Origin of the sequence: Tatumella terrea (assembly GCF_039523755.1) — a bacterium.
GTDB lineage: Bacteria > Pseudomonadota > Gammaproteobacteria > Enterobacterales > Enterobacteriaceae > Tatumella > Tatumella terrea.
This window is the reverse complement of sequence record NZ_BAAAFX010000021.1, coordinates 1-18583: the sequence shown is the minus strand read 5'-3', so window position 1 is coordinate 18583 and position 18583 is coordinate 1. Positions and strand designations below refer to the sequence as shown.

Here is an 18583-nt window from a genome sequence, read left to right as displayed (position 1 = left end):
GGTATCATAGAGAGATCCACTCCGGCTTACCCCGGCCTGAATTCTCTTTTGCTGGAATGTTTGTCATGCAACCACTCCGCGGCCCTTCTGAGGTCTCGGGTGACAGAAATTCGTCTGTTCATCCGAAAAATGCATCTCCTTCAGTTTCTTCTGCCCCGTTGACGTCGGCGCAGCGGACGACGCTGGAACGCATTATCGTTAAAATCATGGCCATCGGCTCGCTAAAATCTGCGGAGCTTTGGGCTGGTATCCGCCATCAGGCCGGAGTCAGCAACGATAGCGAGTTACTCGCCAGTCATTATCCGGCTGCCGAACACTGGCTGTCAGAGAAACTGACTCAGGAACAAAACAGTCATTCGGTCCGCCTGCTGTTACAACAACTGACGGCCCTGTTGCCGCGTGGAAATAATCGCCAGGCGGTCAGTGACTTTATCCGTCAGCAATTTGGTCAGACCGTACTGAGTGCGCTGACCCGCGCCCAGCTGCAGCAGGTACTCACCATGTTACAGAACGGGCAAATGGATATCCCTCAGCCGCAGCAGCTTCGGGTGACCGACCGGACTCTGCTGCCGGCGGAACATCAGAACTTACAGCAGCAGGTGATCCGGCTATCCATTTCCGGCGGCGGGACCCATGCCTCTGTCTGGCAAAATATCTTCAGCCTGATATCGCTGAAAAACGGCGACCCCATCCCCTCACGCTATTATCCGTTGCTGACGCAGTATCTGAACGCACGTATTACCCTGAGTACCCAGACAAGCCCGGTCACTCTGCAGGCGTTACTGGCGTCATTAAAGCAACCGCCGACAGAGGAAGAGATCCGGCACCTTCATCACGACGGTGAGCCGAATCTTTCCCCGTCACAGCCCCTGACCGTGGTACGGGCCGAGGATATGCTACATAAACTGTTTCGTTTCAGGGCTGAAAGACTGAGACAGGGATCCCGTAAGGAGACGTATACCGGCCCGCGTCCGGAAACTGCGACATCCGTGCCTCTCCCCGCCTCCTCCGCCGGCTCACGCATACCGCTGGTCGGCTGGCTATTGGTGCTGGCTGCTATTGTCGCTCTGGCGGTATGGCTGTTTTAACAACCACAGCCTTCTCCCGCATCTGCAACGGGCCACTGGCCCGTTGTCACACCGAAGGACACCGGCAGGTTGTCACGCAGCCAGAAATCCAGCCCGCCACTCAGTTCCCGCACATAAAACCCTGCACGGGCCAGTTTCAGCGCACCTTTGGTTGATCCATTACAGCCGATACCATCACAATAGGTAATGTAGAGTTTCTGCGGGTCCAGCGCAGCCAGTGTCTCCCCGGTCATTGTCCGGTGCGGGAAACTCACCGCGCCGGGAATATGTCCCTGCTCATAGAGCGGCAATGCCCGGACATCCAGTACCACAATTTGCGGATTCTGCTGCCGCAGATCTTCGGCCAGGTCCGCAGCATCGGTATAAAATGCCAGTTTCTTCGCCAGATAATCGGCTGATTCCTGCGGACTGACGTCCGGAAATAAATGATAGTGATCCATAATTTTACTCCTTGCCTGTTTCTGTCAGAGTACTGCATGATAACGTCCACTATAAGACCACTTTCAGTCATGGATTAAGACCACTTAATGACTCCCTCTCCCTGGCTGGTACTCTTTCAGGATCTCAGCGGACGCCCCCGCCGGGAACGGCTGTGCGAAGCCATGCGGCAGGCCATCCATCAGGGTCATCTGACGCCTGGTCAGAAGATGCCGTCTACCCGTCAGCTGGCGGCGGATCTCGCTTTGTCCCGGGTCACCACCGAGGCCGCTTACAGTCAGCTGGAAAGCGAAGGTTATCTGACCCGTTATCAGGGCAAAGGCAGCTTTGTCAGCGATACCCCGCGACGGATCCCTCGTCCTGCTGTGCCGGCCTCCGCTTTTCCGGCCCGCGCTCTGTCGCTCCGGGGGCAGCAAATAGCCGATACCGGCGGTTGTCAGGACCCGGCATTTCCGCTGCCTTTTGCGGCGGGATCCCCGGATTTACGCGAGTTTCCGCTGGATCTGTGGCGAAAAATATATACCGGAGTGCTGAATGGACGCGGTGACTCGCTGATGGGTTACGGAGATCCGCAGGGGTTACCTGAACTGCGGGCAGTTATCAGTGATTATCTGGCACTTTCACGGCAGGTCCGTTGTTCCCCGGAACAGATAGTGATCCTGAGCAGTTCACAGCAGGCCCTGCAACTGCTCAGCCTTCTGCTGCTCGACCCCGGAGACAGGGTACTGACAGAGCAGGCCTGCTATCCTGGTGCCCGCAATGCCTTTTTATCCGCCGGTGCGCAGCTGATCCCCCTACACCTGGATGCCGAAGGCGCTCAGGTGCCTGACAGGCCAGCCCGGCTGGCCTGTCTGACTGCCGCCCATCAGTACCCGCTCGGAATGTCGCTGAGCGCAGCACGGCGTAATGACTGGCTGGCGTGGGCAAAACAGCATAACAGCTGGCTGATTGAAGATGATTATGACGGCGAGTTTCATTATCAGGGTGCACCGTTACCCGCTCTGCAATCGGCTGATCGTCACGGACGGGTCATTTATCTCGGGACCTTTTCAAAAAGCCTGTTTCCGTCTCTGCGTCTCGCCTGGATGGTCCTTCCACCGGCGCTGGTCAGTGCCGTTGTCCGCGCCCGTACGGTCAGTGATGGCCACACTCCTCAGCTGTCACAGGCGGTCACTGCGGAATTTATCCGGCAGTGACATTTTGCTCACCATCTTCGCCGGATGCGGATGCTCTATGCTGCCAGGCGCCAGTTACTGATTTCCGTGCTGGATGAGCACCTGTCGACACGATTACGTCTGATGCCGGGCGAAGGCGGGTTGCAGTTAGCCGTCGAGTTACTGCACGGTGATGAACAACGGCTGACCCGGCAGGCACGGCAGCGAGGACTGATTCTGCCCCCCCTGTCACCGCTTTATATGACGCAGGAAAAGAAGTACGGCTGGATCCTGGGCTATTCGGCCTTGCAACGGGCCGAAATTCTGCAGGCCTGTCAGGCGTTACGGGATGTCCTGGGATAAAACAGCCACCGGGCACTGATAGCCAGTCCCGTTAAGGCGGCCACTGCGCCGGCCAGATAGACCGAGCGATAGCCAAAGCCGCTGGCCAGTAATCCGGCCAGCGGACCGCTGATCCCGTAGGCAATATCCTGAAACGCAGAGAAGCAACCGAGTGCCGTCCCTCTGACCCGCGCATCCACACTTTTAACCACTTCCACGCCCATCGCCGGGAAGATCAGGGAACATCCGCAGCCGGTCAGTGCCGCACCGGCAAATGCCATCCACTCCTGGCCACCCAGGCAAAGTAATAATAACCCCGCCGCTTCCACTAACAGTGAGATGACTGAGACCCGTACACCGCCGATTTTATCGGGCAGCTTTCCGAAAATAAGCCGGATAATCACATAGGCCAGCCCGAACACGGTCAGCGTATACCCGGCATTCCCCCAGTGACGTTCCGCAAAATAGAGTGACGTAAAGGTGCCGATGACGGCAAAACCGACGCCCTGCAGTGCCAGAACCGCACCGGGTGTCAGTACCTGCTTTATCACACTGAGCAACGGGATCCGCTCACCCGGATTTGCAGGTACCGCACGAATACGGCTGCTGCACAGTAATGCCAGCCCCGGACAACAGATCGCGACTGCGCTGACCCCGGTAAAACCATAATGGTGCTGGATCAGTAATCCCAGCGGCGCCCCGGCAGCCAGTGCGCCGTAAATGGCCATCCCGTTCCAGGACATCACAATGCCCGAACGCTTCGGGCCGATCAGCCCCAATCCCCAGGTCAGATTACCGGTAAAGAGCAGGCTTTCTCCGACCCCCAGTAATACCCGCCCCAGCAGCAATAACCCGAACTGCAGAAACAGCATTCCGGATAACAAGGCTGAACAGAGATAAGCAACACCGACAAAAAGGATCACCACCATGCCGGTTAAGGTGGTGCGTTTTGCGCCCTGCTGATCGGCTTTGATCCCTGCGAAACCGCGGGACAGTAAGGTGGCAAAAAACTGAATACCCACGGCCAGCCCGACCATAACATCATTCATCCCCAGTTGCTGGTGTACATACAACGGGATCACAGGCAGCGCCAAACCGGCGGTCAGATAGGTGAGAAATACCGAAAATGAAGTGAGTGCGACAGGGAAGGTCCCGGACGTCGCCTCTGCAGACGGGGATACAGATTCAGTCATCGATGAAACTCCATTGACTTCAGGCGACGGGGTCCGCCTGGCGGCACATCCTGGCCTGATACCCTTAAAGGAAAAATTGTGACACAGTGACACCTGTTGTCAAAAAAGAGCGCCCGAATCGTCAAATGACACCGTCTATGCGGTGCCCTGTTCAGCCGCTGCCGGGCCTGCAGCCGCAGGCTCACCGTCGTTATACTGACGCCGGCAGCCAGCTGTGGGACTGTTTTGCCTGCCTGCTGTTCCTAAGTCACTGGCCGGGCAGTTCTCCGGCAAGGGGTAAAGCTGGCACGGCTTTTCTGCTGCTATGCGGCAGGCGCAGGCTGCGCGTCCCTTTTCCGCAGACAAAAAAAACGGCCGCAATCGCGACCGTTTCATTATCACACGCTGATTATGCCTGATATTTACGCATAGTCAGGGTGGCATTGGTTCCGCCGAAACCGAAGCTATTAGACATCACCGTCGTCAGCTGTTTTTCGGTCGCCCGGGTCACAATGTTCATGCCTTCCGCCGCCGGATCACGCTCTTCAATGTTAATGCTCGGTGCAACGAAACCGTGCTCCAGCATCAGCAGGCTATAGATCGCTTCCTGCACACCGGCAGCCCCTAATGAGTGACCGGTCATCGCTTTGGTCGCGGACAGCAGCGGCGTGTTATCACCGAATACTTCGCGGATAGCACCCAGCTCCTTCACATCTCCTACCGGAGTGGAAGTACCGTGTGTATTCAGATAATCGATAGGAGTATCCACACCTGCCATTGCCATCTTCATACAACGCACCGCACCTTCACCGGAAGGCGCAACCATATCCGCACCATCTGAAGTCGCACCGTAACCCACGATTTCGGCATAGATATGGGCACCACGTGCCAGGGCGTGTTCCAGTTCTTCCACCACGACCATACCGCCACCACCGGCGATGACGAAGCCGTCGCGCTGTGAGTCGTAAGTCCGTGATGCTTTTTCCGGAGTTTCATTGTATTTGGTAGACAGGGCACCCATCGCGTCAAACTCACACGCCATTTCCCAGCTCAGTTCTTCACCGCCGCCGGCAAAAACGATGTCCTGCTTACCTAACTGGATCTGCTCCACAGCATTACCAATACAGTGAGCTGAGGTCGCACAAGCGGAACTGATGGAGTAGTTCACACCGTGGATCTTAAACGGGGTCGCCAGGCAGGCAGACACACCGGATGCCATGGCTTTGGTGACCACATAAGGGCCGACCGCTTTCAGGCCTCTCGGGCCACGCATTGCATCAGCACCGAATACCTGGAAACGCGGGGAACCGCCACCGGAACCGGCAATCAGGCCAACACGCGGGTTGTTCTGGTAGAGTTCAGTTTCCAGTCCTGCATCTTTAACGGCTTCTTCCATCGAGAGGAAAGCATAGATAGACGCATCGCTCATAAAACGCACAACTTTGCGATCGATAAGGCCGGTGGTATCAAGTTTAACTTTACCCCAGACATGACTGCGCATGCCTGCATCTTTCATCTCTTCTGAGAAGGTAATGCCTGAACGCCCTTCCCGCAGGGATTCCAGAACCTCCTGCTGATTATTACCAATGCTGGAAACAATCCCCAGGCCAGTGATCACTGCACGTTTCATTCAAAAGTCCTCTTCCACATCTCTTCGATTGACGATGCACTTTAGCGTACACTTGTAAGCCGAACAAGTCCGATCAGCAAATATCGGTGTAAATTTGCGTCATCCGGACGATATCGATAAAATTAGCCTATTGCCTGACCAATGAGCCCCCTACAGTGAATGCCTCCCGAATTGCCCATGCCTCCTTACGCTGGAATGAACAGGGTACACCTGTTTCCGAATTGTTTGATGATGTCTATTTCTCAAATGACAACGGTGCGGAAGAAACCCGCTATGTCTTTCTGGAGGGAAACCGGCTGCCGGCGCGCTTTGAAAGCCATTCAGGGCCGGTTTTTATCACGGCTGAGACCGGTTTTGGCACAGGACTGAATTTTCTGACACTCTGGCAGGCTTTTGATCAGGCTATCGCCGCCGCTCCTGAGGGGCCGCTGAAACGCCTGCACTTTATCAGTTGCGAAAAATTTTTACTGACCCGCGAGGATTTAATTGCTGCCCATCAGCACTGGCCGGCGCTGGCCGGGTATGCGCAACAGTTGCAGCAGCAGTGGCCGGAAGCCCTGTCAGGCTGCCAGCGTCTGCTGTTCAGCCAGGGTCTGGTGACACTGGATCTCTGGCTGGGAGATATTAATCAGCTGACAGAGACGTTTGATGACAGCATGAACGGCCAGGTCGATGCCTGGTTTCTGGACGGATTTGCCCCCTCAAAAAACCCGGAGATGTGGAACGAGCGGCTGTTTCAGGCGATGGCCCGGCTTTCCCGTCAGGATGGAACCTTTGCAACATTCACTGCTGCAGGCTTTGTCCGGCGTGGCCTGCAACAGGCAGGCTTTGCGGTAGAACGCCGCAAGGGCTTTGGCCATAAACGGGAGATGCTGTGCGGTACGCTGCCCCGTTCAGTCACCCCGCCCCCTGTGCGTCCGTGGTTTGCCAGGAATGCCTCCATCAGTCAGGATATCGCGATTATCGGCGGCGGTATCGCCAGCGCCTGTCTGGCACTGGCATTACTGCGCCGGGGCTATCAGGTCAGCCTCTATTGTGCCGATGCCCGGCCGGCAGAGAATGCCTCCGGTAACCGCCAGGGAGCACTTTATCCGTTACTGAACAGCCATGACCCGGCACTGGCCCGCTTTTTCCCGACGGCATTCAGCTTTGCCCGGCGATTCTACGATGCCCTGCCCTGTAGTTATGAACATCAATGGAGCGGTGTGTTGCAGCTTGGCTGGGATGAAAAAAGTCAGCAAAAAATCCGGCAAATGCTGGCGATGGATTTGCCCGCGACTATTGCGACCGGCGTCGATGCAGAAGAAGCGACAATGCTCGCCGGTGTCGATATCCCCTGTGCCGGACTTTTTTATCCGCAGGGAGGCTGGCTGAATCCCGGGGAGCTTACCCGTGAGATGATTGCGCTGGCAGAGCAGCAGGGGCTGCGCTGTTACTGGCAGCATGACCTAAAGGAATGTGTGCGTGATACGGACCACTGGCAACTCCGTTTCGGGGACCTGCCGGCACGCCGGCATCAGACGGTGGTACTGGCGAACGGGCATCGTCTTCCCGGCTTCAGCCAGACCCGGGAATTACCCTTGTATGCCGTCTCAGGCCAGGTCAGCCATGTGCCGTCAACCCCGCAACTCTCCGCCCTGAAAACAGTATTGTGTTACGACGGCTATCTTACACCGGTCAGTAACACACATCATACCCATTGCATCGGAGCCAGTTACCATCGTGGAGAAAGTGAGGCGGTCTACCGTGAGGATGACCAGCGGGAAAATCGCCAGCGGCTGATCGATTGTTTGCCGGAGAGTCAGTGGCCCACCGAAGTGGATATCACAGATCAGCAGGCCAGAAGTGGCGTGCGTTGCGCTATCCGCGATCATCTGCCGATGGCAGGTTCAGTCCCGGACTACGCGGGTTTACTGACCGCCTATGCCCGGCTTTCCGGACAACGCCATCAGCCTGAGGCCGTGCCTGACGCTCCGGTCTGGCCGGAGATGTTTATGCTCGGCGCACTGGGTTCGCGCGGATTATGCAGTGCCCCGCTGGCCGCGGAAATCCTGGCGGCACAGATCAGCGGGGAACCTCAGCCGCTGGATGCAGAGACACTGGATGCCCTGCAACCGAACCGTTTCTGGGTGAGAAAGTTATTGAAAGGACGCCCGGTCACCTGACCGGGAGAATACCGCCGGCTCAGGCGGCACTGCTGGCTTTCAGGTAGAGTTCCTGCCATAGATCCAGCACCAGCACCTGGTCCGGCGGCGAGAGTTCCTGCTGGCGGATCGCCTGCTGCAGGCTCTCTTCCACCTGCTGTTTCAGCGCTGCCGCACTGGTCTTCCCCTGCAGTTCCAGCTCGGCTACCGACTGGGTAAGATGGCCGCGAATATACCCGCCAGCGAATAACTGATCATCGGTGGCGTCTTCGACCATGTCATCGATCATCGTCAGTATTTTTGTTTCAATCTCAATAATCAAACAGCATTCCTCTCACTCGTTTCATACAGGTTTCACCCTGCCAAAGGCCGGGTTGTGCGGACCCGTGTCAGACGTTTACTCACACCCGTTACCGCCTGATGCCGCCTCCGCTGCCCAGGGTATCAGGTGCCAGTGATTGTATAACAAAACGAGGCAGCCCCCGACTCTTTCGCGGTGAAGTTGAGAATTAACTTATGGGGTGTTTATGCTGCCGGAGTCAGGGGCGCAGCCCTGAGGGCCTGAGGAGCTGGCAGGAGACTTACCCGCAAAACTATATGGCTGAGACGAGCATTTTTATCTTTTCAGCCTTCTCAAAATGGTCCAGCTTCATTTCCATAATCCACCAGTGAGCAACTTCCATCAGCAACTCCGGGTCATCATTTTTGTTGGCAAAAAAAGCGTAGAATGACAGCCCAACGTTACTCCCCTTGGCTATTATTTTTGCTTCACAGACACTGATCATCTTTTCCTTCATTTCTTCCCGCACATAATCTCCTTGCAGGTATTGCTGTAAGTCGGAGGATTGACTATAACATCGTCTTGCTCTTACCACAGAAACAACCTCAGGGCCCTATTCAACCCACTCTAAAAACACCTCAGAATGGCTCAGATAATCCTGAGTGTATATCCCCCACTAAGTGGCGTGATCCTGTCAGGATCTTACAGATAACTCACTCATCACTTCCCCCGGAGACCTGACGGCTGCAGGTAAAAGTTGCGTATCTCATAACCGATTACGACATACAAAATATTTGGGTTCAATCCTGAACCATATATGGCGGGAAATGTTTAATCAGCCTGGCGGACATAAATGTATCGACAGATAACACAACAGTGGCCTGCCTGAGCCACGAAATGAAGTAAAAAAGGTTTCAGTGGTCATTCGCTACTGTGCTGGCTGGAGTTGCATTTTATGGACGAAAATAATCACCTGACTTCTGGTATTACGGTTACAGGCGCAAAATATCCTGCAGCGTTTCTCTGTAATGAGCCTGCCGACCAACGGCACCCGAACTCTCCCTGCATCAGTATCAAAATCTCTTATAATAATCATCCGGAGAACAGTAAAAGCGGATAAAAAACCAACCAGCCATATCCTGTTACCTGCCAGGGTACGCCTGAAGTAAGTATGATTATTGATTTACCCATTTAGGTATCATATAAATAAAAATCACCACTTATATATATCTGGGCATTCCTCTTAGTATATATTTCAATTTCACCATCACTATCCACCACTCCAAACTCAGAAATCCCTGAGAAATGTTTTACTCTCACATCAGCATTACAATAAATTTGAGAGGCAACGGTATTACTTATATAGCAGGCATAGCTTAAGCATGCACCTCCGGAAACGGCTATTGAATTATGTATCTCTTTGGGGGTTAAATAAAACGCAGAAATATCATACCCGTCCCCTCCCTGACTGATTAGCGATATTTTTGGAACCGTTATTGACTCCCTTATTTCATCTTCTGTCATATTCGCTCCTGACTTGTTCTTTATCCCCATCAGGACTCCGGCCTTTACCCTTATCTCTTCAATCTCATTAAGCACCCTGTGTTTTTCCGACATTTCAGTTTTACTCTCCATGCCAGATAAACCAAAATCCTCTGCTCTCATAATAACCATTGGGATTACGGCATCAATGCAGGTAATACTTTTCCCATTAATATTATCAGTTTTTTTTCCTGTCGGGAAAAGAGCGTTTGTCGTGCTTGCTTCCGGATTTTTAAAGGAAATATCAATCTCCGGGTAACGATGATAAACCCCGGGTATTTTACACAACTTATTTTCTCCGCCATTTTTTGGAAGTGAGCAGTAAATTATTTTATTGGTATTTGTGTTATGGATTGTTATTTTTTCATTATGATTAATGACGTCCATTAACCCCAGATCATCTAAAACTAAGGGGATTGCAGTTGTCATATTCCCACAGTTGACATCCCACGAAACACGGCTGCTTATATTTTCCAACTGAATAAATGTACTGCAGACCATTTTATCTTCAATATTTACATCAATAATAAAGAGCTTATTGCTGGTACTTTTACCTTTACCTATGCCTTCTATCTGGTACTCATCGGGTGGCTGGCAACTACTCCTGGGAACACCGAATATTTCCCTTGCGATACGTTCTATACTTTCCCTGTCCTCAGGCAAATCTTTTTTTTGAATGATGACGCCTGATGAGGTTCCGCCCCTGACATAATATAACTTTATTTTTTTCATTTTCCACCATCCTTCGATAATGGTTTAATTAAAGACTTTATGGCACCGACATCTCTTGAATATGAGAGGCCAAAATCCCATTCTTTTTTAAATGTATCTTGATGATAGGTTGAAAACATATAATCCCATACAGGAAATATAAAGGCATAGTTACTTTGATTGTTCTCAATATTAACATCATGATGTGGCTCGTGGAATCCAGGAGTAGTCACAAGTAATGATAATTTACTCTCAATATTCAATGGTAGTTTGAATCGGGAATGATGATATGTGGCAAATAAAAAAGATATTAATGCATGAGCGGCTATACATTCCTGACTGATCCCAAATGCATAGATGAATAATACATTTAACAACGCGTGAGAAACTGCTTCTAAAAAATGGACCCTTAGTGATGTGCTGACATCTAACACCTCATCTAAGTGGTGAATTTCATGGAACCGCCAAAAAAACTCAAGTTCATGGCTCAACCGATGAAATATATAACCAGATAAATCTAAGAGTACAACCCCAATGGGAATTGAAATCCAGTAAGGTAATGAGCTAATGAAGTGAGAACTATTATCAGATGAAATGGATAGCAGAGGGACGATGAGTAATATACTGACTAACTTTGTCGCAATAAAATTTAAAACATTCACCCCCCAGTGTTTTTTTGTTTTTCCTGTAAGGATAATATCCTTATAGATTAAAACCTCTAAAAAAAACAATAAGAAAAACCAGGCAACCAACCAATTTTCAGTAATGAAATGCATGACATTCCCCTCCTTTCTTTCGGTTCTTTAATATAGCGTAGCAAATTAGTATTAAAATTATTTTTTATCGATATTTTGTTTCTATTGATTTCCGGATGTGTGGTTTTAATGAGAGCAATTACGACCCGATAAGTATCAGGCCAGCTGGCAGTTCCTCCACGGCAAAAACGGATTCGCGATTAAATGAACAAACTATCTATCAGAAGTAACTCAGATGAAAAAATCTCTGCCAACATTAAGAAGCCCGGAAAGCAGAGGCGCTGAAGCCGCGCCGAAACCGGTACCCGCCGTAGGTAAAATCTGCAAAAAGATGACTTTTTCTGAGGCTATTTTTCATAAATTCGTGGGAACCCTGCCTTATCGGTAATAGTCGGAGGATAAAAATCAGCGACTGAAGAAGCAGGTAGCTGATATAAGTCTGGTTTATATCCTGCCGGGGAAATAAACGCCGAATGCCCCATGGCGGATATCTATAAAATCACGGGGAGCATCACGACTTTATTTTATTAACCGGCTGTCAGCACAGATCTTCCGGCCAGGGAAACTGTGATAACGTCAGCGGCGGGGTCCCATAAAACCGGTTCAGAGCTTTAATAAAACGCTGCGGACGTTCGGGAATGCCCTGCTGCAGGTAACTGACGACTTTCTGATGCACTTTGCGCTGGAAGGCGATTCGGTCCGGCTCATAATCCCCGTTCAGGTTATCGCAACTGACATTAAAGGGAAATCCGGCCGCCACAGAGAACATCCACTCCAGGGACTGCGGCGTGACCTCAACAGATTCAAACTGCTGTTGTGTCTGCATGTCACGTCCGTCCGGACAGTACCAGTAACCGAAATCCACTAACTGACGACGGGCTTCACCGGCCACACACCAGTGAGAGATCTCATGTAAGGCACTGGCGAAATAGCCGTGGGCGAAAATAATCCGATGATGATCACAACCGGCATCGGCCGGCAGGTAAACAGGCTCATCGTCACCTTTCACCAGCCGGGTATTAAAATCCGTAAAAAAACACTGGTCAAAAATGACCGTTAAATCCTGATAACGATGCTTTGTCATTCACTTACTCATTACTCAAAATGCGACAACGTGGCCGCTGAACCCTGCGGCCACGCACCCTGCAGGAGGCTGTTTCAGTGGAATAACAGCGCAATCATGGCCTGACCGTGGCTGTCCCACAAAAGTTTCAGGCTCATGGTCATAGAGACAATAACCACCATCGGACGGATCAATTTCTGCCCCCGACTCAGGACCAGCCTGGCGCCCAGTCTGGCACCGCAAAAAGCCCCGAGAAGCATCACCAGCCCCAGTCCCCACAGGACTTTGCCACCGAACATAAAAAATACCAGACCGGCAAAGTTAGAGGTGAAGTTCAGCAGTTTGGCATGTGCCGTCGCTTTCGCCAGATTAAAACCAGCCAGCACAACGAACGCCAGGGCATAGAAAGACCCCGCTCCCGGGCCCAGAAAGCCGTCGTAAAAACCTACGCAGCCGCCGCCAATCAGCGCATAAGGTAACCCCTTCAAGCGGGCAGCCCGATCATTTTCGCCAAGCTTCGGCATCAGTAAAAACCATAAACCGATACCAATCAGAAACGCAGGCAGGATTTGGCGCAGCAAATTAGGCTGCAAATGCTGAATAAAGATGGCACCGCACATCGCGCCGAAAAATGTCATGGCGATATTCAGCCGCTGTTCAGCGATGTTTATCGCCCCACGCCGGATAAAGTACAGCGTGGCCGAAAACGAGCCGCCCACAGACTGAAGTTTATTGGTCGCCAGTGCCTGCGCCGGTGACAGTCCGGCCGCCAGTAAGGCAGGGACCGTCAGTAATCCCCCGCCCCCGGCAATCGAATCAATAAAAGCGGCTGCCACCGACACACAAAACAATACCGCGACCATCATGGGGCTGACGAAAAACCATTCCATAGCGTTCCTTACAAAACGTGATTATCGAGCAGTGCCTGGCAGGCCGGCGGCAGCGGAGGTGTCCGCTTCACCGGAGAGCTGGCTGAGGGTTTCGCTGGCAGGAACCAACTGGCAAGTTCGGCACCGCAGCCATCTCCCGCTGGCGGTGCTGGCTGATCCTGACATTGTGTGCTGCCTGCCGGGCAACGTAACCGGACATGCATATGCGCCCGATGCGCAAACCACGGCCGCACTTTCTGTAGCCAGTCCCTGTCACTGCCGGCCTGCAGACACAGCTGTTGCTTGATCGCCGGATTAACAAAGATCCGGGTCACTTCAGGGTCTTCCGCTGCCAGTTTGATCATCTGCATCACCTCCGGTGACCAGTGTCTGGCAACAACATGTTTACCATCGGCACTGACCAGGTCGAGAGGTTGTGGGTGAAGGAGTTGTTGCGCCGTCCAGCGACGGACAGGTAACTGGAGCCAGATATCCACATCCAGACCGGTCTGGTGACTGGCATGGCCGCTACTGAAACGGCCTCCCGCCGCCATTCCCATATCGCCGATCAACACTTCCCCCTCATGCTCTGCAGCAACACGCGCAGAAAAACGCTGGATAAAGCTGATCAGTTCCGGATGACCAAAATAGCGCCGCTGATCCTGACGCATTACCTGATAATCAGCCGCATCCAGGGGCAGTGGCTGTGCCCCGATAATGCAGCCGTTCGCAAAACTGCCTATCGATTGCGGCGCACCACTGACAGGGTGCTGAATACTCTGCCAGGGCGTCGCCGCCGCCATGGCAGGAGCCTTAAGAAGTAACATCAGAACAGCCAGCGCATATTTTTTCATGGTGTTACCAGCGTGGTATCGGGGTCGTGACATCGGCGCACTGGGCGCGGTGACGTAACAGGTGGTCCATCAGGGTAATGGCCATCATCGCTTCCGCAATAGGGACCGCACGGATGCCGACGCAAGGGTCATGACGCCCTTTAGTGATCATCTCCACTTCTTCACCCGTCCGGGTAATAGTTTTACCCGGCACCGTAATGCTGGACGTCGGTTTCAGCGCCAGATTCGCCAGAATGGTTTGCCCGCTGCTGATGCCGCCCAGCACACCACCGGCATGGTTACTCTGGAAACCATCATGACGAATTTCATCACGATGTTCGCTTCCGCGCTGAGCCACCACGGCAAAGCCGTCACCGATTTCGACGCCTTTGACGGCATTAATGCTCATCAGTGCATGGGCCAGGTCGGCATCCAGACGGTCAAAGACAGGTTCACCCAGTCCCGGCGGCACGCCTTCCGCCACCACGGTGACTTTCGCGCCGATAGAATCACCCTCTTTCTTCAGCCCGCGTAACAGTTCATCCAGGGCTTCCAGTGAGGTTTCATCCGGGGAGAAAAACGGGTTCTGGCTAACCTGCTGCCAGTCGCGAAGTTCACATTTCACCTCACCCATCTGCGCCAGATACCCGCGAACCACGATGCCGTGTTTCATTTGCAGGTATTTCTTTGCAATTGCCCCGGCAGCGACACGCATCGCCGTTTCACGGGCAGAAGAACGTCCGCCTCCGCGATAATCACGCAGTCCGTATTTTTGCTCATAGGTATAGTCAGCATGTCCCGGGCGGAACAGATCTTTTATCGCACCATAATCCTGCGAACGCTGATCGGTATTTTCAATCAGCAGCCCGATAGAGGTCCCGGTCGTGACGCCTTCAAAGACCCCGGACAGGATACGGACCTGATCCGGCTCACGGCGCTGAGTGGTATAACGGGATGTGCCGGGACGACGGCGGTCCAGATCCTGCTGAATATCTTCTTCGGTCAACGGAATGCCGGGAGGGACGCCATCAACGATGCACCCTAATGCGATTCCATGAGATTCACCAAAGGTGGTGACTTTAAAAAGCTGCCCTATGCTGTTTCCGGCCATGGTAGTTCCTTGTATCAAAAAACACAGGCCGCCTGGCAGCGGCCCGTCCGGGAATTAAAACTGATATTGTCTGAAGTACGGAAGTGCCTCAACCAGTTGCTGTCTGTCGAGCATAAATACCCCGTCCCCGCCATGCTCAAACTCAAGCCAGGTAAAGGGAACATCCGGATACTGGTCCATCATATGCACCATGCTGTTACCCACTTCACAGATCAGTACGCCGTCTTCACTCAGATAATCTGCCGCATTCGCCAGAATACGTTGCACCAGTACCAGACCATCGCTGCCGGCAGCCAGTCCCAGTTCCGGTTCGTGACGGTATTCGTTGGGCAGATCATCCATATCCTCCGCATCCACATACGGCGGATTGGTGACGATAAGATCATATTTTACCGGAGGTATCTCGCGGAAAAGATCTGAACGCAAGGGGGTGACCTGATGCATCAGCCCGTGTGACTCAATATTCTGCTCTGTCACTGCCAGCGCATCCGCAGAAATATCGGCGGCATCCACTTCGGCTTCCGGGAACTCATAAGCACAGGCAATCGCAATACAGCCGCTGCCGGTACACATATCCAGAATACGCTCCGGGGTATGGTTGATAAGCCCGGCAAACCGCTGACTGATAAGCTCACCAATCGGTGAACGGGGAACCAGCACCCGCTCATCGACATAAAATTCATGCCCGCAAAACCAGGCTTTATTGGTCAGATAGGCGACCGGAACCCGATCATTGACCCGGCGGATCACACGCTCGACAATCCGGTTTTTTTCACTGCGGGTCAGTCGCGCCAGATACATTTCTTCAGGAAATTCCGGTGGCAGGTACAGGGTGGGTAATACCAGCTGAATTGCCTCGTCCCAGGGATTGTCGGTACCGTGTCCGTACCAGATATCAGCCGCAGAAAAACGGCTCACCGCCCAGCGCAGCATATCCTGAATGGTGTGCAGTTCGTTTACTGCTTCATCAACGAAAATTTTGTCCACTTTGTCCTCCGGGGACGAGATCTGAATACGGGCGATAGTTTGCCATGAAGTGACTCAGAATTCAGCGGTGTATTAATAAAAAGCCCGCTTTTATCTCTTATCCGTTAGCAGAAGGACCTGACCCCGAAAAAATGGTCTTTTCGACAGATAAAAAACCGTCTGTCCACAGGTCTGATAACGAAAATATGCCCCGGAAGCGCAGAAAGGCATTTGCTTTTTCCCTTTAAGCCAGGAAAAATACGAGACTCTCCCCCATCATTAAGCCAGTTATCTTATGAACCCGAAGAAAACGCTCAGTCAGGAGGATCAGTTACTGTTCCGGCAGTTAATGTCTGATACACGTAAACTGAAGCAGGATACCGTACAGCATGCACCGGTACGTCCGCAAAGCAGAGCAATTCCTGAAAAGCGCCTGCAATCGGAACAGGCGGATAACAGTCATTATTTTTCAGATGAATTTCAGCCGTTGCTGGCAGAAGACGGACCGGTAAGATATGTACGTGCCGATGTCAGTCATTATGAGCTCAAAAAATTACGCCGGGGGGATTATACGCCGGAGATTTTCCTCGACCTTCACGGACTGACACAGCAGCAGGCAAAAAAAGAACTGGGGGCATTACTGGCAGCCTGCCGGAGAGAACATCTGTTCTGCGCCAGCGTGATGCACGGGCACGGAAAACATATCCTCAAACAACAGACTCCGTTATGGCTGGCACAGCATCCCTATGTGATGGCGTTTCATCAGGCACCAAAACTGTTCGGGGGAGATGCTGCGATCCTGGTATTGATAGAAACTGAAGAGTGGCAACCCCCTGAGCTTCCCTGAATCACCGGCAGCGTCCTGCCGCGGTAATTCAACACAGATCAGATAGCCTTATCCAGCCGGGACGGGCTGACCTGCCATTTCAGCTGGCCTGTTGCCGTTTGTTCGTCATAGTCGACCAGTGCGATACCGGAAGTGGCGAACATCGGGGGTGCTTCCTGCGGACAAAGTTCTGACACCAGATAACCGACCAGCGGCAAATGTGAGAGCACCAGAACAGAGCTAACGCCTTCATGTGCAAGCGCTTCGATGTATCGGGCTACCCTGCCGGCATCGCCTGAAGGGGTCAGCTCCGGTAAAACATCACTTTCCTGCGGCAAAAGCATACTTTCACGAACAACTTTCAGGGTCTGTTCCGCCCGAAGATAAGGGCTGACCAGCACGCGCTCTATATCCACGACCTGATTATCGAGCCAGTGTGCCATCTGTCTTGATTCATCGCATCCGCAATGGGTCAGAGGTCTGGCTGCATCGCTATCCGCTTCGAGCGCCGCTTCACCGTGACGCATGATATAAACTTGCATAGTGCACCGCTGTAAATTGAAAAAAGAACGGTTTCATGAACTGCAGCATGCTGCATAGCGTTATGAAGCAGGTGTTGTACCTAAAGGCCGGCTTGCAGTCAACCGAATGGCCATTTTATGTACAATAAATTTCCGGTTAAATTGATACGGCGCAATTCCGCCTGCAGGTCACGGCGATATCAAATATCGGTTAACTCACAATCTGCAGATTATCAGAGTCTGCGGGCGGGGTGCATAGGATATTTGCATAAGTCCGCCGTTGACTCATCATAGCAGCAAATGAGCGGAGAAGGACTCATTGTATATTACAGAGTAAAATCAGATAGTTGATTTATTTCACCGGGGGGGTTGACCGCAGATATGGCCGGGAGAGAGATGGCGTTAACTGAGCAGGAAATCACTCCGACTGAGGCAGCTATGGCGTATGACGGAAAACCCTCCGCGCAACCGGTATCAGGCTCCGCGCGAAGGACAGGTCAACATTCGGACATTCAGCCAAAACGTAACAAAGATTGAATTCAGCGAAATCCCCCCGCCAGAAACGCAGGAAGGCCGCTAACGCAGTCCGAGCTGAAAGATCATACTCTCAGCCTGACAGCTGAACGTAAAATTCACCTGTAACCGTACCCCGCCGGCAGCGTCACTGATCTCGCTCTCGATCCGGCAGGGGTCCGATTCCACCGCCCGTGCATTACCCGTGAGTTGCGCGAGCGCTGCCTCCGCAGCGGCCCTGTCGGGATAAACCTCCGACCAGTTGGCTGTACAGTCACTGTTATCCATCACCGTGCCGACATCCATACAGCAACAGGCGGCGGTTTCATTCGCACTGCATTTTTTAATCGCATCAGTCATTGTGCGCTCCGGTAGAGTTAATAATCACTCGCCACAGTGTACGCCCTGAAAGAGTCCCCCTGCCAGACGAAAACCCGCTTGTACCGCAAAGAGCACCCAAACTTTGATCCACCTCAAGCCCCCTGGCTGGCTGCGCCAGTCCCTGCCCGGTACGGTAAAGGGCATTTCCCCGAACGGCCGGATCAGAAACACAGACAGGGTCAGGGGGTCAGGGGGTCAGGGGGTCAGGGGGTCAGGGGTTCAGGGGTTCAGGGGTTCAGGTTCA

At 52.7% G+C, this 18583-nt stretch carries 17 protein-coding genes and 1 pseudogene; 4 read left to right on the top strand and 14 right to left on the bottom strand.

The annotated features are described in order from the left end of the window. The first annotated feature begins 65 nt into the window (after positions 1 to 65). Positions 66 to 1088, top strand: coding sequence for a flagella biosynthesis regulator Flk (flk, locus tag ABD035_RS15790; RefSeq protein WP_343871108.1), 1023 nt, complete (start codon positions 66 to 68; stop codon positions 1086 to 1088). Here flk and ABD035_RS15785 read toward each other — a convergent pair. Next, on the bottom strand, positions 1085 to 1528 hold the full coding sequence (locus ABD035_RS15785; protein WP_343871106.1) for a rhodanese-like domain-containing protein: 444 nt from the start codon (positions 1526 to 1528) through the stop codon (positions 1085 to 1087). The genes flk and ABD035_RS15785 overlap by 4 nt on opposite strands. 87 nt (positions 1529 to 1615) lie before the next feature. Between ABD035_RS15785 and pdxR the strand changes: the two are divergent. After that, positions 1616 to 3043: pseudogene (pdxR, locus tag ABD035_RS15780) on the top strand (MocR-like pyridoxine biosynthesis transcription factor PdxR). On the opposite strand, the gene ABD035_RS15775 reads toward pdxR, so the two are convergent. Both ABD035_RS15775 and fabB read right to left on the bottom strand, forming a co-directional pair. Further along, positions 3016 to 4215, bottom strand: coding sequence for an arabinose transporter (locus tag ABD035_RS15775; RefSeq protein WP_343871105.1), 1200 nt, complete (start codon positions 4213 to 4215; stop codon positions 3016 to 3018). The pseudogene pdxR and the gene ABD035_RS15775 overlap by 28 nt on opposite strands. Positions 4216 to 4603: 388 nt before the next feature. After that, on the bottom strand, positions 4604 to 5824 hold the full coding sequence (gene fabB, locus ABD035_RS15770) for a beta-ketoacyl-ACP synthase I (RefSeq protein ID WP_212714031.1): 1221 nt from the start codon (positions 5822 to 5824) through the stop codon (positions 4604 to 4606). A 155-nt stretch (positions 5825 to 5979) separates the two neighbouring features. Here fabB and mnmC point away from each other — a divergent pair, with 155 nt between their 5' ends. Then, positions 5980 to 7989 (top strand): bifunctional tRNA (5-methylaminomethyl-2-thiouridine)(34)-methyltransferase MnmC2/FAD-dependent 5-carboxymethylaminomethyl-2-thiouridine(34) oxidoreductase MnmC1, encoded by a 2010-nt coding sequence (gene mnmC, locus ABD035_RS15765; RefSeq protein WP_343871104.1) that lies wholly within the window; start codon positions 5980 to 5982, stop codon positions 7987 to 7989. 19 nt (positions 7990 to 8008) lie between these two features. Here mnmC and ABD035_RS15760 read toward each other — a convergent pair whose 3' ends face one another. From ABD035_RS15760 to prmB, 9 genes are all read right to left on the bottom strand, one after another. Continuing rightward, a complete protein-coding gene (locus ABD035_RS15760) occupies positions 8009 to 8290 on the bottom strand; it encodes a YfcL family protein (protein ID WP_025903306.1) in 282 nt (93 codons plus the stop codon). A 271-nt stretch (positions 8291 to 8561) separates the two neighbouring features. Next, a complete protein-coding gene (locus ABD035_RS15755; RefSeq protein WP_025903305.1) occupies positions 8562 to 8777 on the bottom strand; it encodes a DUF6500 family protein in 216 nt (71 codons plus the stop codon). 662 nt (positions 8778 to 9439) lie between these two features. Continuing rightward, a complete protein-coding gene (locus tag ABD035_RS15750) occupies positions 9440 to 10522 on the bottom strand; it encodes a PrpF domain-containing protein (RefSeq protein WP_212714034.1) in 1083 nt (360 codons plus the stop codon). Further along, positions 10519 to 11277 (bottom strand): sterol desaturase family protein, encoded by a 759-nt coding sequence (locus ABD035_RS15745; RefSeq protein WP_343871103.1) that lies wholly within the window; start codon positions 11275 to 11277, stop codon positions 10519 to 10521. Before ABD035_RS15745 ends, ABD035_RS15750 begins: the two co-directional genes overlap by 4 nt. A gap of 517 nt (positions 11278 to 11794) precedes the next feature. Next, the gene (locus ABD035_RS15740; RefSeq protein ID WP_343871102.1) at positions 11795 to 12340 is read right to left on the bottom strand and encodes an elongation factor P hydroxylase; all 546 of its coding nucleotides are present in this window, start codon (positions 12338 to 12340) and stop codon (positions 11795 to 11797) included. Positions 12341 to 12414: 74 nt separating this feature from the next. After that, a complete protein-coding gene (locus ABD035_RS15735) occupies positions 12415 to 13209 on the bottom strand; it encodes a sulfite exporter TauE/SafE family protein (RefSeq protein ID WP_343871101.1) in 795 nt (264 codons plus the stop codon). Between the two features lie 8 nt (positions 13210 to 13217). After that, positions 13218 to 14042: a penicillin-insensitive murein endopeptidase gene (mepA, locus tag ABD035_RS15730; protein WP_343871100.1), complete on the bottom strand. Its 825-nt coding sequence runs from the start codon at positions 14040 to 14042 to the stop codon at positions 13218 to 13220. Between the two features lie 4 nt (positions 14043 to 14046). Then, positions 14047 to 15132, bottom strand: coding sequence for a chorismate synthase (gene aroC, locus ABD035_RS15725; RefSeq protein WP_343871099.1), 1086 nt, complete (start codon positions 15130 to 15132; stop codon positions 14047 to 14049). A gap of 54 nt (positions 15133 to 15186) precedes the next feature. Further along, a complete protein-coding gene (gene prmB, locus ABD035_RS15720) occupies positions 15187 to 16119 on the bottom strand; it encodes a 50S ribosomal protein L3 N(5)-glutamine methyltransferase (protein ID WP_212714043.1) in 933 nt (310 codons plus the stop codon). Positions 16120 to 16393: 274 nt separating this feature from the next. On the opposite strand from prmB, the gene smrB reads away from it, so the two are divergent. After that, on the top strand, positions 16394 to 16945 hold the full coding sequence (gene smrB / locus ABD035_RS15715) for an endonuclease SmrB (protein ID WP_212714044.1): 552 nt from the start codon (positions 16394 to 16396) through the stop codon (positions 16943 to 16945). A 38-nt stretch (positions 16946 to 16983) separates the two neighbouring features. Here the strand turns inward: smrB and sixA are convergent, their stop codons facing one another. Both sixA and ABD035_RS15705 read right to left on the bottom strand, forming a co-directional pair. Continuing rightward, positions 16984 to 17466, bottom strand: coding sequence for a phosphohistidine phosphatase SixA (gene sixA / locus ABD035_RS15710; RefSeq protein WP_212714045.1), 483 nt, complete (start codon positions 17464 to 17466; stop codon positions 16984 to 16986). A 555-nt stretch (positions 17467 to 18021) separates the two neighbouring features. Further along, positions 18022 to 18318: a YfcZ/YiiS family protein gene (locus ABD035_RS15705; protein ID WP_343871098.1), complete on the bottom strand. Its 297-nt coding sequence runs from the start codon at positions 18316 to 18318 to the stop codon at positions 18022 to 18024. Positions 18319 to 18583 lie beyond the last annotated feature (265 nt).

Bases quoted from the DNA above. Each gene is read 5' to 3' on its own strand.
- ABD035_RS15750 (WP_212714034.1), bottom strand. From the start codon at position 10,522: ATGAAAAAAATAAAGTTATATTATGTCAGGGGCGGAACCTCATCAGGC.
- mepA (WP_343871100.1), bottom strand. From the start codon at position 14,042: ATGAAAAAATATGCGCTGGCTGTTCTGATGTTACTTCTTAAGGCTCCT.
- ABD035_RS15705 (WP_343871098.1), bottom strand. From the start codon at position 18,318: ATGACTGATGCGATTAAAAAATGCAGTGCGAATGAAACCGCCGCCTGT.
- ABD035_RS15745 (WP_343871103.1), bottom strand. From the start codon at position 11,277: ATGCATTTCATTACTGAAAATTGGTTGGTTGCCTGGTTTTTCTTATTG.
- fabB (WP_212714031.1), bottom strand. From the start codon at position 5,824: ATGAAACGTGCAGTGATCACTGGCCTGGGGATTGTTTCCAGCATTGGT.
- sixA (WP_212714045.1), bottom strand. From the start codon at position 17,466: ATGCAAGTTTATATCATGCGTCACGGTGAAGCGGCGCTCGAAGCGGAT.
- ABD035_RS15735 (WP_343871101.1), bottom strand. From the start codon at position 13,209: ATGGAATGGTTTTTCGTCAGCCCCATGATGGTCGCGGTATTGTTTTGT.
- ABD035_RS15785 (WP_343871106.1), bottom strand. From the start codon at position 1,528: ATGGATCACTATCATTTATTTCCGGACGTCAGTCCGCAGGAATCAGCC.
- ABD035_RS15775 (WP_343871105.1), bottom strand. From the start codon at position 4,215: ATGACTGAATCTGTATCCCCGTCTGCAGAGGCGACGTCCGGGACCTTC.
- ABD035_RS15740 (WP_343871102.1), bottom strand. From the start codon at position 12,340: ATGACAAAGCATCGTTATCAGGATTTAACGGTCATTTTTGACCAGTGT.
- aroC (WP_343871099.1), bottom strand. From the start codon at position 15,132: ATGGCCGGAAACAGCATAGGGCAGCTTTTTAAAGTCACCACCTTTGGT.
- flk (WP_343871108.1), top strand. From the start codon at position 66: ATGCAACCACTCCGCGGCCCTTCTGAGGTCTCGGGTGACAGAAATTCG.
- smrB (WP_212714044.1), top strand. From the start codon at position 16,394: ATGAACCCGAAGAAAACGCTCAGTCAGGAGGATCAGTTACTGTTCCGG.